Origin of the sequence: Actinoplanes sp. NBRC 101535, from assembly GCF_030269225.1 — a bacterium.
Lineage (GTDB): Bacteria > Actinomycetota > Actinomycetes > Mycobacteriales > Micromonosporaceae > Actinoplanes > Actinoplanes rectilineatus.
Window position 1 is genome coordinate 520,355 of sequence record NZ_BSSY01000005.1, and the last position, 14,468, is coordinate 534,822.

The window sequence follows — 14,468 nt, forward strand, 5'->3', positions numbered from 1 at the left end:
CCCTTCAGTATTGGATCCAATCCCAGCAAGATGAAATCCCAAATAGCTAAACTTTGATACCACCTCGGTTGTTCCCCCTTGAAGGCCAAGGAGTGCCCCCCATGAAGGAACTCGGCAACCACGCAGTCTCCCGCCGCCAGATGCTCCGCGGCGCCTCGATACTCGGAATGGGCGCCGGCCTCACCGGCCTGCTCGCCGCCTGCGGCGTCGCGGCGGAGGAGAAGGACGCCTCCGGCGGCGCCAAGACCGGCGGCACCCTGACCCTGGCGATCGACGGCACCAGCGCCGTCAACGACCCGGCCTTCTACACCACCCTCGGCGACTGGATGGCCGTCGACGCCATCTGCCGGGGCCTCACCTTCATCTCCTTCGAGAGCAACGAGCCGCAGGCCGACCTGGCCGAGAGCTGGACGATCTCCGACGACGGCCTCGTCTACACCTTCAAGCTGCGCCAGGGCGTGACCTTCCACGACGGCACCACCTTCACCTCCGCCGACGTGCTGGCCAGCTTCAACCGGCAGTTCAACGACGCCGACAAGACCCTGCCGAAGGGCTCGTCGCGCCCGCTGAAGAGCGTCGGCGCCAACCTGGCCGCACTGACCGCACCGGACGCGAACACCGTGGTCGTCAAGCTGATCAAGCCGGACCGCACCCTGCTCGGCCGGCTCTCCGACATCGGCGCCCGCATCATCTCCAAGGCCGCCCTGGAGAAGTACGGCGCGGACATCGGCAAGAACCTGGTCGGCACCGGCCCGTTCAAGTTCTCCGCCGCCACCAGTGGCCAGAGCATCACCCTCGAGGCGTTCGACAAGTTCCGCCTCGGCAAGCCGCCGATCGACCGGCTCGTGCTCCAGCAGGTCACCGACCCGTCGACGATCGTCAGCTCGCTGCTCTCCGGCGACATCTCGGCCACCCAGTTCACCCCGTACTCGGCGCTCGAGCAGCTCAAGGGCGACGACGCGGTCACCGTGTACGACACCCCGAAGAGCTTCGACGCGTTCATGATGATGGACGTGCGCCGGATCCCCGAACTCGAGGTCCGCAAGGCGATCAACATGGCGATCGACCGGCAGGCCCTGATCGCGCAGGCCTTCTTCGGTGCGGCCGTCCTGCCCGACGGCTACACCATCCCGCCGAACCAGGACGCGCACGACCCGTCGCTGGCCGACCTCTCCGCGACCAACGTCGAGGAGGCCAAGAAGCTGATCCAGGCCGCCGGCGCGACCGGCCGGACCGTGCGCCTGATGGCCGCCAGCGACAGCTGGCACCCGAAGGCCGCGCAGATCATCGCGCAGAACCTCACCGACATCGGCCTCAAGGTCGAGACCGACTCGGTGGACCCGGCCGCCTACTTCAACCGCCTGTACGACCCGGCGGACAAGTTCCACGACCTGATGATCTGGGAGCGCAACGGCTACTACCCGGACGCCGACGACATGATCGGCTCGCTGGCGAAGCCGTCCGGCGTCTACGGCGAGTTCATGTCCGGCTTCAACACCCTGGACGGCTCCGCCGCGTACGCCGACATGCTCTTCGAGGCCAAGAACATCGAGGACGCGGCGGCCCGCAAGGCGAAGTACACCGAGATCCAGCGCGAGTGGGCCGAGAAGTACATGACCCTGGCCATGCTGGTCAACGGCTCGAACCCGGTCGTCAGCGGCAAGGGCGTGGAGGGGATGAACTGGCGGGCCCTCGGCAACCACCGCTGCTACATGGACAACGCGAGTGTCTGACACGACCACCGTCGCCCGCTCCGGCCTCCGCTCCGCGTTCGCGGGGCGGCGGCTGGGGCGCGGCCCCCTCGCCGCCACCTCCTGGCTGGTCGTGGCCCTGTTCGTGGTGATCGCCGCGGTCGGCCCGCTGTTCGTCGGCGCCGACCCGGCGCGCAACACCAACGACACACTGCTCGGCCTCGGCGCCGCCGGTCACCTGCTCGGCACCGACGACCTGGGGCGCGACGAACTGGCCCGGATGGTCCACGGCGCCCGGCCGCTGCTGCTGGTGTCGTTCCTGTCCACCGCGCTGGCCGCGCTGCTGGGCATCAGCGTCGGCATGATCGCCGGGTACGCGGGCGGCCGCGTCGAGTGGGTCCTGATGCGCCTGATGGACCTGGCCCTGGCCTTCCCCTCGATGCTGCTGATCATCCTGATCGTCTCGGCGTGGAACCCCGGCGTGGCCAGTCTCGTCGTCGGCATCGGCATCGCGCTCGCGCCCGGCCTCGCCCGGCTCGCCCGGGCGCTGGCCACCCGCGAAGCCGGCCGGGACTACGTGATGGCCGCCAAGCTCGGCGGCACCCGCGGCCCGCGGATCCTGGTGCAGGAGATGCTGCCCAACATGGCCGGGCCGATGCTCGCCCAGGTGGTGATGACCCTCTCGGTCGCCGCCGGGTTCGCCGCCGGCCTCTCCTACCTCGGGCTGGGCATCCAGCCCCCGACACCGGACTGGGGTTACATGGTGCAGGCCGGTCAGGAGTTCCTCTACACGGCACCACGGCTGGTCGTGATGCCCGCCGCCGCCACCCTGCTGTTCGTGGTGGCCTGCAACTTCGTCGGCGACGACCTGCGCGACGCCCTGGATCCCCGGGGGTCGCGATGACCACGATGACCATCACCGTCCCGCCGCGGCTGCGCACCCCGTGGCTGATCGTCAAACGGCTGCTCGCCGTGCCGCTGGTGATGCTCGCCCTGGCCACCCTGGTCTTCATCGCCATGCGGTTGCTGCCCGGCTCCCCCGCCACCAGCCTGGCCGCCGGTGGCAGCAGCGGGAACATGACCGCCGCCGAGATCACCGCGAACGCCGCGAAGATCAACGAGGCGCTCGGTCTGGACAAGCCGCTGTACGAGCAGTACTTCACGTTCCTCGGCGACCTGCTCACCATGGACCTGGGCCACTCGTTCTACGGCAACAACAGCATCACCAAACTGCTCGGCGACTCGCTGCCGGCCACCATCGAGCTGACCGTGGCGTCGATGCTGATCGCGGTGCTGATCGGCATGGTCACCGGCGTGCTGGCCGCGCTGCGCCGGGGCACCTGGATCGACACCGCCACCCGCGCGATCGGCACGGTCAGCTTCTCGCTGCCCTGGTTCGCCCTCGGCGTCCTGTCGATCGTCGTCTTCGGCGTCTGGCTGCGCTGGCTACCGGTCATCGGCCGGCTGCCCAACGCGCTGGACTACCAGCCGTTCACCAACTTCGTCCTGCTCGACGCGATCCTGCAGGACCGTCCCGAGCTGATCCTGCCCTGGCTGGAACACCTGCTCCTGCCGGCCACCACGCTCGCCCTGTCGATGGCCGGGTTCATCACCCGCATCGTGCGGGCCTCGGTCCTCGAGGTGCTCGGCGACGACTTCGTGCGGACCGCCCGGATGAAGGGCCTGTCCAACGGCACGATCCTGCGCCGGCACGTGCTGCGCAACTCGGCGCTGCCCATCGTCACCGTGCTCGGCCTGCAGTTCGGCTCGCTGCTCGGCGGCTCGGTGATCACCGAGACGGTGTTCTCGTACCCCGGCGTCGGCAACATGCTCGTCAACGGGATCCTGCAGCGCGACTACCCCATCGTGCAGGGCGCGGCACTGTCCATCGCCCTGCTGTTCACCCTGGTCAACGTGGTCGTCGACCTGTTGTACCTGGCTCTCGACCCGCGGCTCCGGAAGGCCTGATCATGCATATCGTCCTCGTCCACGGCGCCGGCGGAACCCCCACCACCTGGCAGCAGGTCGTGCCGCTGCTGACCGCCGCAGGTCACGCCCACACGCTGGTGACCAACCCGATGACCTCGCTGAACGACGACGTCGCGCACACCCGGTCGGTGGTCGACGCGATCGACGGCCCGGTGCTGCTCGTCGGCCACTCGTACGGCGGCGCGGTGATCACCAACGTGGGCCGCCACGAGCGGGTCGCCGGACTGGTCTACGTCGCCGCGTTCGCCCCGGACGAGGGCGAGACCGTCAACGGCATCGTCGAGGGCTACCCGCCGGCCGAGGTGTCCAAGTACATGCGCCGCGGGCCCAACGGCGAGTGGCACTCCGAGCACACCGAGGAGTACTGGAACGAGATCGGCTGGGACGTGCCGCTGGAGCAGCGGGCGGTCTGGGACACCGAGTCCCGGCAGAGCGACAACCGGATCTTCACCCAGCCGACCGGCGAACCGGCGTGGCGTACCCGCAAGACCTGGTATCTGATCGCCGCCCAGGACAAGACACTGAGCACGGTCGTCCAGCGCGACATGGCGGCCCGGGCCAAGGCGATCACCCGCGAGGTCGAGGGCAGCCACTTCACCCCGCGGGTGCACCCCTCGGCCGTCCTGGCGGTCATCGAAGAAGCCCTGGACGCCCTGTGAGCGACGCCCTGCTGGAGATCAAGGGGTTGCGCGTCGAGTTCGACGTGCCCGCCGGCCGGCTGCCCGCGGTGGCCGGCATCGACCTGACACTGGGCCGCGGCGAGATCCTCGCCCTGGTCGGCGAGTCCGGCTCGGGCAAGTCGGCACTGTCGATGAGCCTGGTCGGCCTCAACCGCGGGCCTCGCGCGCACATCAGCGGCGAGGTCCTCTTCGGCGGCCGGGACCTGGTCGCGGCCGGCGAGAAGGAGCTTCGCGACGTCCGCGGCAAGGACATCGCGGTGGTCTTCCAGGACGCACTGGCCGCCCTCAACCCGACCCAGAAGGTCGGCGACCAGGTCGCCGAGATGATCCGCACACACCGGAAGACGACGAAGAAGGCGGCCTGGGCGCGGGCCGAGGAGCTGCTCGGCGAGGTCGGCATCGCCAACCCGCGCCAGGCCGCCCGCGCCTACCCGCACCAGCTCTCCGGCGGCATGCGGCAGCGCGTGATGATCGCGATCGGACTCGCCAACGACCCGTCGGTGCTGATCGCCGACGAGCCGACCACCGCCCTGGACGTCACCATCCAGGCGCAGGTGCTGCGGCTGCTCAAGAAGCTGCAGACCGAGCACGGCACCACCATCGTGCTGATCACCCACGACCTCGGGGTGGTCGCCGAGGTCGCCGACCGGGTCGCCGTGATGTACGCAGGCCGCATCGTCGAGCAGGGCACCCGCGACGAGGTGCTGTTCAGCCCGCAGCACCCGTACACGATGGCGCTGCTCAACTCGGTCCCCCGGGTGGACGGACCGGCGCTCGACCGGCTCCCGGCCATCGCCGGCAGCCCGCTCACCGGTGTGACACGCCCTTCGGGCTGTGCCTTCGCACCGCGGTGCTCGTTCGCCGAGGACGCCTGCGACTCCGCGGTTCCCCAGCTTCTTCAGCGGTACGGGCAGAGCGGCCACCTGGACGCCTGTCTGCTCGACGAGGCGGCCCGCCGCCGGGAGGTGGCCCTGTGACGACGCCCTTGCTGGAGATCGAGAAGCTCCGGGTCGAGTTCTCCGGGTCCGCGGGGCGGCGCGTCCGCGCGGTCCGCGACGTCGACCTGACCATCTACGAGGGCGAGACGCTCGGACTGGTCGGCGAGTCCGGCTGCGGCAAGTCCACCCTGGGCCGCAGCATCATCCGGGTCACCGAACCGACCGGCGGCGCGATCCGCTACCTCGGCCACGACATCACCCGGCTGCGCGGCACGGTCTTCCGGCAGACCCGCGCCGACCTGCAGATGGTGTTCCAGGACCCGTTCGGCTCGCTGAACCCGCGCCGCACCATCGGCGACAGCATCGCCGAACCGCTGCTGCGGGCCCGCGGCGCCACCCGCGCCGAGGCCCGGGCGGCAGTCGACGACCTGCTCGACCAGGTCGGGCTCGGCCGGGAGGCGGCCGGCCGGCGCCCGCACGAGTTCTCCGGCGGCCAGCGCCAGCGCATCGGCATCGCCCGCGCCCTCGCCCCGTCACCGCGGTTCGTGGTCGCCGACGAGCCGGTCTCCGCCCTGGACGTGTCCATCCAGGCCCAGGTGATCAACCTGCTCTCCGACCTGATCCGCGACCGCGGCCTGACCATGCTGTTCATCTCGCACGACCTCGGCGTGGTCCGGCACATCGCGGACCGGATCGCGGTGATGTACCTGGGCGAGATCATCGAGATCGCGTCCCGGGACGACTTCTTCGCCGGCCCCGCACACCCGTACGGCGAGGCTCTGCTCTCCAGCGTGCCGGCGCTGTCCGCGGCGCCCGCGCGCGAACGGATCGAACTCACCGGCGAACTCCCGGACCCGGCGGACCCGCCGCCCGGATGCACGTTCCACACCCGGTGCCGGTACGCGGTCGACGTGTGCCGCACCGAGGCCCCGGCGCTGCGGGAGGTCGCGGACGGCCGTCAGGTCCGCTGCCACCTGCCGCTGATTCCCGTCTCCGCTCTCTCCACAGCCTCCCCTGTGAAAGGCACCTCATGATCATCGACGCGTACAACACCACCCAGGACGTCCGGGGACGCTCGGACTACCTGACCGGGGCGCGGCCGGGCCAGGCGCCGCCGCCGTACACCCCGTTCGACCCGAAGCGCATCCTGGACCGGATGGACGCGGCCGGCGTCGACATGGCGATGGTCTGCTCGCTGGCCCAGCGCATCGAGAACGACTTCATCGCCGGTCTCGTCAAGGCGCACCCGGACCGGCTGTTCGGATTCGGACAGGTGATGCCGCAGGCCGACGACGCCCTGGACGAGATCGCCCGGATGAAGGACGCGGGCCTGGTCGGGCTGAAGCTGCACCCGTCGCTGCACGGGTACCACGTCGCCGACCACGGCCTGCTCGACCCGGTGTTCGCCAAGTGCGCCGAGCTGGGCATGCCGATCCTGATCAACGCGCTGGACGACTCGTTCTGCGCGCCGCTGGCCATCGAGGAGATCGCGAAGGGCTTCCCCGAGGTGCCGACGATCATCGCGCACATGGGTGCGGTGTGGAACGTGCCCGAGGCGATCATCGTGGCCGAGCGCAACCCGCACATCTACCTCGAGACGTCGGCGACGCTGATGAGCGACGTCAAGCGGGCGTACGCGCGGCTCGGCGCCAAGCAGATCCTGCTCGGCAGCGAGTGGCCCGGCTCCGACTTCGACCTGGAACGCTTCAAGATCGCGAAGGCGATCCCGGACGAGGCCGACCGGGCGCTCGTCGAGGGCGGCAACATGGCCCGCCTGCTGGGGTTCCAGTGACCATCACACCGGTGACCGCGCCGGCGACCATGCCGGCCGAGGACGTGGAACTGCTGCGCCGGGCCGAGCAGCTGCTCGGCGAGGTGTGGGTGTCCGGCCGGCACGAGGTGGCGACGGCACTGCGGGCCGCGGACGGCAGCATCCACACCGGGGTGCACGTCGAAGGCTCCTGCCGGCGCAGCTCGATCTGCGCCGAAGGGGTCGCACTCGGCACGGCCCGGGGCGCCGGCGTCCGCCTCGGTGACGTGGTCAGCGTGGTGTCCGTGCAGATCAAGCCGGCCGACACGTTCCGGGTCATCGCCCCGTGCGGAGTGTGCCGCGAACTGATCAGCGACTACAGCCCGGCGGCGACCGTGTGGCTGACCTCGCCGGCGGACGACACGGTCGTCGCTTGGCGGGCTCTCGAACTGCTGCCCGAGAAAAGCCGGCGGGTGTGGTGAACCTCTTTCGTGGATGGAGAGCGCGATGAGCGTACAAAATGACGGTTTTAATGTTGATGGTGTGCCCTTGCGGTGGGAGGAGCAGACCTGGCCCGAAGCCGCGGAGAGCCCCGACGCGGTGATCATCCCGGTGGGGGCGATCGAGCAGCACGGCCCGCACCTGCCGCTGAACGTGGACACGGTGATCTGCCAGGCCGTCGCCGAAGGCGTCTCGGCGCTGACCGGAGTGCCGGTGATCCCGCCGCTGGCCTACGGCGTGTCCGGCTCGCACGGCGACTTCGCCGGCACCGTCGCGCTGCGGCCGGAGACCCTGATCGCCATGATGGAGGACGTCATCGACTCGCTGCACGCCTCCGGGGTGCGGCAGTTCGTCCTGCTCAACGGGCACATCTGGAACAACGGCGCGCTCGACGTGTCGGCCGAGAAGCTGCGCGTGCGGCACAAGGACTCCCGGATCCGCGCCATCGGCTACGTGACCATGTATCCCGGGCCCGAGGTCAACGGCCACGTCCAGTACGGCCGGGGCCTGATGCACGCCAACTTCTTCGAGACGTCGGTGATGCTGCACCTGCGCCCCGACCTGGTACGCATGGACAAGGCCACCTCGCACCGCGACGTCGACTCGTTCTGGGACTACCGGATGGACCAGGTCAGCGACACCGGCGTCTGGGGACGCGACGTCGCCGACGCGAACCCTGAGCACGGCAAGTCCGAATTCGAACGCTGCGTCCGCACCACCGCCGAGGCCGTCGCCGCCGCCGTCCGCGAACCCTGGCCGTCCTCCGCGCACCGCCCCCACTGAAAGGACCCGCTGTGGAGATCTTCGACATCACCCTCCCGATCCACCCGGAGATGCTGCACTGGGGCCGCAAGCCCGAGGTGGAGATCGTCGAGTCGCTGGCCAACGGGGACGCCTCCAACGTCACCCGCTGGCGGCTCGGCGCGCACACCGGCACGCACGTGGACGCCCCCGCCCACTTCGTCGACGGCGCCACCCCCGTCGACAAACTCGACCTGCACTCGCTGGTCGGGCCGGCGATCGTCGCCGACCTGACCGCGGTCACCGGCGACATCAGCGTCGACGACCTGGTCGCGGCCGGGGTGACCGGCGAGAAGCGGGTGCTGCTCAAGACGTCCAACTCGGCCGGTCCGCTGAAGGAGGTCGACCGGGCGCCGTCCTGGGTCGGCCTCTCCCCCGAAGCCGCCCAGTGGCTGATCGCACAGGGTGTCGAACTGATCGGCATCGACTACCTGACGATCGAGAGCCACACCCGCACCGAGACCTGGGACGCCCACCACGTGCTGCTCGGCGCCGGGCTGATCATCCTGGAGAACGCGGACCTCGACGGGGTGCCGCCGGGCGCGTACGAACTGGTCTGCCTCCCGGCGAAACTGGTCGACTCGGACGGGTCGTTCGCCCGCGCCATCCTCATCAAGCGAGACGCCTGATGGTCGTGGCCGCGCCGGGCTCCGTTGCGGTTGCCGCGCCTCATCCGGCCGCGGTGGACGCCGCCCGCGCGGTGGTGGCCGCCGGGGGCAACGCCGTGGATGCGGCGCTGGCGGCCGCGGCGGCACTCACCGTCGCCTATCCACATCAGTGCTCGGTCGGCGGCGACCTGGTCGCGATCATCCGCCCGGCCGGCGGTGCCGCCCAGGCAGTACTGTCGATCGGGGCGGCCGCGGCGAACGTGGACGTGGCCGCGCTGCAGGCAGCCGGTCCCCGGATGCCGTTCGGCGGGCCGCACACCGTCACCGTGCCGGGCGCGGTAGCCGGCTGGGCAGCACTCGCTTCTCTCGGCGCCCGCCTGCCGCTGGCCACCCTGCTCGAACCGGCCCGTGCCCTGGCCGCTGACGGCGTGCCGGTCAGTCCCGGCCTGCGCAGAGCGATCCTCAACCGGATCGACGTGATCCGCGCCGATCCGGGGTTGTCCGCCCTGCTGCTCTCTCCGTCGGGCGACCCGGTGGACGTCTTGGTCCAACCCGCGCTGGCCTCGACATTCGCCGCACTGGGGACAAATTGGAAGTCGTTCTACCGCGGACACCTCGCACACCAGCTGGTCGACGGGCTGGCACGGCTGGGCAGTCCCCTGGCGGTCACGGACTTCGCGGCACACACCGCAGCCCTGGAGACCCCGCTGTCGGCGGTCATGGACGGCGTGACCTGGTACGCGGCTCCCCCGCCCGTACACGGCGCCTCCTTCCTGGCGATCAACGGATCGTCCTCGCTGCTGACCGACGCCCGCCGAGCACAGCTGGCCCGAGACGCACTCCTGGGCGATCCCCGCAACGGCCCGATCGACTTGGACGGCCTGCTGCTGCTCTCGCCCACTCCCTTGCCCGGGTCCGCTTCCGATCAGCCGAAGCCGGCCGGGGACACCGTCGCGGTAACCGCGGTGGACAGTGCGGGAACCGCGGTGACGCTGATCCAGAGCGTCTTCCAGAGCTTCGGCGCCGGCATCCTGGAACCCTCCACCGGCATCGTGCTGCACAACCGAGGCTCGTCGTTCAGCCTGGAACCAGGACATCCCGGACTGATCGGTCCCGGAGTGCGGCCTCCGCACACGCTGTGCCCCACCCTGGCCGTCTCCGGCTCGGACGTGGTGGCGCTGGGCTGCCAGGGCGGCCGAGCCCAGCCATGGATCCTGGCGCAGGTAGCCAGCGACGCCGTCACCTCACCCGACCTGCCCGCCCTCCTGGCGCGTCCGCGATGGATCATCGGGGCGCGGGAGATCGGGCGCGACACGCCTACCGCGCTTCTTGAGCCGGGTACGCCGGAAGCCGAAACCCTCACCACCGCGGCCGAGGCGGCCGGGCTGGTTGTGGAGTACACCGCCGGCCCCCACGACGACGCAGGCCACGTCCAGGTGTCCCGGCTGGCCGGCGACACCCTGTCCGCGGCGACCGACCCCCGAGCCGACGGCGTAGCCGCTGTCCTCCCCGGAAGGTCCCTGTCCCCTTGATCCCTTGATCCCTTGATCCCCTGATCCCCTGATCTCGCTGAACTCCCGTGGTTACCGGCCGGCTGACCCCCAGCAGGTCTCCGGAATCCACGGGCCCCGGGTTGTGGTGAGTTGCGGCCCCTCCACTCCGCAACTCACCACACCCGAACAAGTCCCCCACCCAACACAGATCAGTTGCTCCCAACCCGCCCCAGAACCCGAACCGCTCCCAGAACCCGGACCACCCCGGTCCCGAGCCGGGACCGGGACCGGCTCGGAACCGGGACCGGCTCGGAACCGGGACCCAACCACATGATCGGGTGCACCCACCACCGGTCCGGAAGCACAGGGCGGCAACCGCACCCGATGAGCTATCCGGTGCACCCACCACCCAAAAATGGGCCGCACCCGCACCCGATCACGCCATCGGGCGCGACCGACCACCCTTCGAGGACGGTGCCCGCACCCGATCAGGTATCGGGTGCACCCACCCACCCCGCCCGGCACCACAGGCCGGCAACGGCACCCGATAGCCGATCGGGTGCACCCACCCACCCCGGCCGGAACCACAGGCCGGCAACGGCACCCGATAGCCGATCGGGTGCACCCACCCACCCCGGCCGGAACCACAGGCCGGCAACGGCACCCACTCACGTGATCGGGTGCAGCCACCGCCCACCAACAGAACAACGGAAGGCAAACACACCCGATCACGCCAACGGGAGCGCTCGGCCACCGCTTGAGGGCAGTGAGGGCACCCGATAGTTGATCGGGTGCAGACACCTACGCCGGCCCGGAACCACAGGGCGGTAACGGCACCCGCTCACGTGATCGGGTTCCCGCACCGCAAGCCAGTAGACGACGAGCAGTGGGACGGCGAACGCCGAGCGGCGAAACAGCGAGCGGCAGGGGCAGAGCACCCGATCACCTTGACGGACGTGCGCCGTCCGCGCACCGGTGACGAATGGGGTGGAACCCGCGAATGGCGGGCGGGGCGGGAGCCACGGGCGGGTAGAAGCCGCGAATGGGTCGGAGTCGCGGATGGCGGGCGGGCGGGAGCCGCGGAACATGGGCGGAGTGGGAGCCGCGGGCGGGCGGGAGCCGCGGAACATGGGCGGAGTGGGAGCCGCGGGCGGGCGGGTAGGGGCTGCGGGCGGGTGGGGGCGGGAGTGGACTTTGGGCGTACCGTCGAGAAGACTTAGTGATCTTGGAAGTGAGAGACGAACGTGCATATTGCTGAAGCGGGTCTGCTGCTGGTGGCCGGGCTGGGGGCGGGAGCCGTCAACGCGATCGCCGGGGGCGGTTCGCTGATCACGTTTCCGAGCATGCTGGCGATCGGGATGCCTCCGGTCGCGGCCAACGTGAGCAACGCGCTGTCGGTGGCGCCCGGGTACGCCTCGAGTGTCCTCGCCAGCCGGGCCGACCTCGGTGGACAGCGGCAGCGGATCCTGCGGGTGCTGCCTACGGCGCTGATCGGCGCGCTCTGCGGATGTGTGCTGCTGCTGAACACGCCGCGGCGCGTGTTCGACCTGGTGGTGCCGTTCCTCGTGATCGGGGCGGCGCTGACGCTCGCCTTCCAGCAGAAGCTTCGCGGGCTCGTCGGCCATCCCGCCGAGGTGTCCGCCAGACGCGCGACGCTGATGCTGCACGGGGCGGTGTTCCTGTGCGCGCTCTACGGCGGATACTTCAACGCGGCCCTCGGTGTCCTGCTCGTCGCCGGGCTCGCCCTCGTGCTGGACGAGACGCTGGCCCGGGTGAGCGCGCTGAAGAACCTGCTCTCCGCACTGATCGGGCTCGTCACGATCGGGGTCTACAGCATCTTCGGCCCGGTGAACTGGGCGGCCGTCGCGGTGATCGCCCCCGCCACGGTGGTCGGCGGTTACCTGGGCGCGCGGGTGGCCCGGAGGCTTCCGGCAAACGTGCTGCGCTCGATCATCGTGGTGTTCGGTGTGGCGGTCGGCGTGTACCTGCTCATCCGCGCCCTCTGAAACACGGGCAGCGCGGCGGTGTGACGCGTGCCATACTGCCGCGCATGATGCAGTGGGTCCTCAGTCTCCTCCTGGCCGGCGGTCCGATCCTGGCAGCACCGCCGGACACCGTGGACCTGCGTGTCACCATCGGCGGCTCCGCGGAGGTCGTCGCCGGAGAGATCTTCGACATCACCGTGAACGCGGAGATCCCCGGGCCGCCGGCCGCCACCGGCATCACCATGACGGTCACCTTGCCGGAGGGCGCCACCTACGAGGGCCCGGGCGGTGGCTCCGGTCCCTGCGAGGGCGAGATCGGCAGCCGGGTGATCGTCTGTATCCCCGACCCCGGCTCGCCCGCCGAGGGCGGCCGGACCTGGGAGCTCACCGCCCGCGCCGCGGCGTCCCTGCCCGTCGGCACCGCCCTGAACACCACAGTGGTGGCGGCCTCGGACAGCACGGAGAGCAACCCGGCCGACAACACCGGCACGCTCGTCACCACTGTCGTCGCGCGGCCCGGCACCCACTTCACGGTCACCGGGCCGTCCGAGCCGGTCGTGCCCGGTGAGGCGTACCGGGTGACCGTCGGTGTGCACTACGCGGAGGGCCCGCCGATCCCGGAGTTGCACATGTTCGCGTCCTTCGACGACTGGTATGTGGACGCCCGGATCGTGAACCTGCCCGAGGTCCGCTGCTCCGCAGACCCCGGTTCGGTGCTGTGCGAGACCGGGCTGCGGCTGGTCGCCGGTCAGGACATCGAGTTGGTGTACGAGTTCCGCACCAGCACCGACCCGGCGGACTATCGGGAGCTGACGTTCACGCAGACGTTCAAGAGCTACAACTTCAGCGACGACTACGCGGTGTCGGCGAGCACGCTGATCCGGTTCGCGAAGCCGCCGGCCGCGTCGCCTTCACCCTCGGTCTCACCGTCCACCTCGGCCACGGTCTCGCCGTCGGTGTCCGCGTCCGCCTCCCCGGGCGGTGGCGGTCTGCCGATCACCGGTACGCCGACCGGGACGATCATGCTGGGCGGCGTACTGCTCGTGGCGGCCGGCGGAGGGCTGGTCCTGGTGAGCCGCCGTCGGCGAACCGGTTGGCGCTGACGGTCGCGATGCCGCCGGCCTTGGCGGAAAGGACACTCATGAAGGTCGATCCCGTCCTCGCCCGCATCGGGGAAGCGGTGGCCCTGCACCACGGTCGAGGACGACGGGACGACGCCCGGCGACTGTTCACGCAGATCTGGACGGAGATCGGCGGGGAACGGGGCGACCCACTGCACGTCTGCGTGCTCGCGCATGCGATGGCTGACGTGCAGGACGGCGTACACGATGAGCTCCTCTGGGATCTTCGTGCTCTGACCGCCGCCGGCGCGCTCACCGAGGCGGACGTGGCGCGGGCCGGGGTGCCGTTGACCGTGGCAGGTTTGTACCCGTCGCTGCACCTCAACCTGGCCGACTGCTACCGCAGGCTGGGCGAGTTCACGACAGCCCGGGAACACCTGAGGCTGGCCCGGGCCGGCATCGGCGCGCTCGGCGACGACGACTATGGTCGGCTGATCAGGACCGGCCTGGAGCGGATTGCGGAGCAGTTGGACCCTCGCGATCGGTAGCGACGGAATCCTCGGAGGTTCCATGGCTGGCCGATGTGCTGGCGGACGGCCCGCTGACCGCAACGGTCCAGATCGTCGCGAACCTGCCGGTGTTCGCGTCGCTCGGCTTCCTCGCCCCGATCCGGTTCGCGGTGCCGGCGTCGGCGTGGCGGATGCCGGCGCTGGGCGCGGGCCTGTCGATCCTGGTCGAGACCCTGCAGTACGTCCTGCGGCTGGACCGTGTCTCGTCGCGGCCGTTCCCGCTGCGGGAGCAGCCGTGGGAACGGGCAACGGTGGTGGTCGGCGGGCCACCCGGAAACGACGACAATCTGACCACCGCTGAGCCCGGCGGCGACAACAACGGTGGCTGGCGCTGATCCCGCGTCACTTCGAGGCGGCCCGCACGATTGTGGTGGCGCTGCCGGATGGGCCTCATTCTGAGAA

At 70.4% G+C, this 14,468-nt stretch carries 15 protein-coding genes; all 15 read left to right on the forward strand.

What is annotated here, in order from left to right; translation table 11 throughout:
- The first annotated feature begins 101 nt into the window (after positions 1 to 101).
- The gene (locus QSK32_RS17380) at positions 102 to 1,733 is read left to right on the forward strand and encodes an ABC transporter substrate-binding protein (protein ID WP_285472526.1); all 1,632 of its coding nucleotides are present in this window, start codon (positions 102 to 104) and stop codon (positions 1,731 to 1,733) included.
- Complete coding sequence (locus tag QSK32_RS17385) at positions 1,726 to 2,595, forward strand: ABC transporter permease (RefSeq protein WP_211275547.1); 870 nt, start codon at positions 1,726 to 1,728, stop codon at positions 2,593 to 2,595. The genes QSK32_RS17380 and QSK32_RS17385 overlap by 8 nt, the downstream gene beginning before the upstream one ends.
- On the forward strand, positions 2,592 to 3,659 hold the full coding sequence (locus QSK32_RS17390; RefSeq protein ID WP_052721031.1) for an ABC transporter permease: 1,068 nt from the start codon (positions 2,592 to 2,594) through the stop codon (positions 3,657 to 3,659). Before QSK32_RS17385 ends, QSK32_RS17390 begins: the two co-directional genes overlap by 4 nt.
- 2 nt (positions 3,660 to 3,661) lie before the next feature.
- Entirely contained in the window at positions 3,662 to 4,339 is a 678-nt protein-coding gene (locus QSK32_RS17395; protein ID WP_045746508.1) for an alpha/beta fold hydrolase, read from the forward strand.
- Entirely contained in the window at positions 4,336 to 5,337 is a 1,002-nt protein-coding gene (locus QSK32_RS17400) for an ABC transporter ATP-binding protein (RefSeq protein ID WP_045746509.1), read from the forward strand. Before QSK32_RS17395 ends, QSK32_RS17400 begins: the two co-directional genes overlap by 4 nt.
- Positions 5,334 to 6,332, forward strand: a complete 999-nt coding sequence (locus QSK32_RS17405) for an ABC transporter ATP-binding protein (protein WP_045746510.1) — start codon at positions 5,334 to 5,336, stop codon at positions 6,330 to 6,332. Before QSK32_RS17400 ends, QSK32_RS17405 begins: the two co-directional genes overlap by 4 nt.
- The gene (locus tag QSK32_RS17410; RefSeq protein ID WP_045746511.1) at positions 6,329 to 7,090 is read left to right on the forward strand and encodes an amidohydrolase family protein; all 762 of its coding nucleotides are present in this window, start codon (positions 6,329 to 6,331) and stop codon (positions 7,088 to 7,090) included. Before QSK32_RS17405 ends, QSK32_RS17410 begins: the two co-directional genes overlap by 4 nt.
- An 11-nt stretch (positions 7,091 to 7,101) precedes the next feature.
- The gene (locus QSK32_RS17415; RefSeq protein ID WP_285472527.1) at positions 7,102 to 7,530 is read left to right on the forward strand and encodes a cytidine/deoxycytidylate deaminase family protein; all 429 of its coding nucleotides are present in this window, start codon (positions 7,102 to 7,104) and stop codon (positions 7,528 to 7,530) included.
- A 25-nt stretch (positions 7,531 to 7,555) separates the two neighbouring features.
- A complete protein-coding gene (locus QSK32_RS17420; protein WP_045746522.1) occupies positions 7,556 to 8,332 on the forward strand; it encodes a creatininase family protein in 777 nt (258 codons plus the stop codon).
- Between the two features lie 11 nt (positions 8,333 to 8,343).
- A complete protein-coding gene (locus tag QSK32_RS17425; protein ID WP_211275549.1) occupies positions 8,344 to 8,979 on the forward strand; it encodes a cyclase family protein in 636 nt (211 codons plus the stop codon).
- Positions 8,979 to 10,490, forward strand: coding sequence for a gamma-glutamyltransferase (locus tag QSK32_RS17430; protein WP_285472528.1), 1,512 nt, complete (start codon positions 8,979 to 8,981; stop codon positions 10,488 to 10,490). Before QSK32_RS17425 ends, QSK32_RS17430 begins: the two co-directional genes overlap by 1 nt.
- A gap of 1,205 nt (positions 10,491 to 11,695) precedes the next feature.
- On the forward strand, positions 11,696 to 12,457 hold the full coding sequence (locus tag QSK32_RS17435) for a sulfite exporter TauE/SafE family protein (protein WP_045748485.1): 762 nt from the start codon (positions 11,696 to 11,698) through the stop codon (positions 12,455 to 12,457).
- A 44-nt stretch (positions 12,458 to 12,501) separates the two neighbouring features.
- Positions 12,502 to 13,539, forward strand: a complete 1,038-nt coding sequence (locus QSK32_RS17440; protein ID WP_285472529.1) for an LPXTG cell wall anchor domain-containing protein — start codon at positions 12,502 to 12,504, stop codon at positions 13,537 to 13,539.
- A 38-nt stretch (positions 13,540 to 13,577) separates the two neighbouring features.
- A complete protein-coding gene (locus tag QSK32_RS17445; protein WP_285472530.1) occupies positions 13,578 to 14,045 on the forward strand; it encodes a hypothetical protein in 468 nt (155 codons plus the stop codon).
- 35 nt (positions 14,046 to 14,080) lie between these two features.
- Positions 14,081 to 14,401, forward strand: coding sequence for a VanZ family protein (locus tag QSK32_RS17450; RefSeq protein ID WP_285472531.1), 321 nt, complete (start codon positions 14,081 to 14,083; stop codon positions 14,399 to 14,401).
- Positions 14,402 to 14,468: the final 67 nt, after the last annotated feature.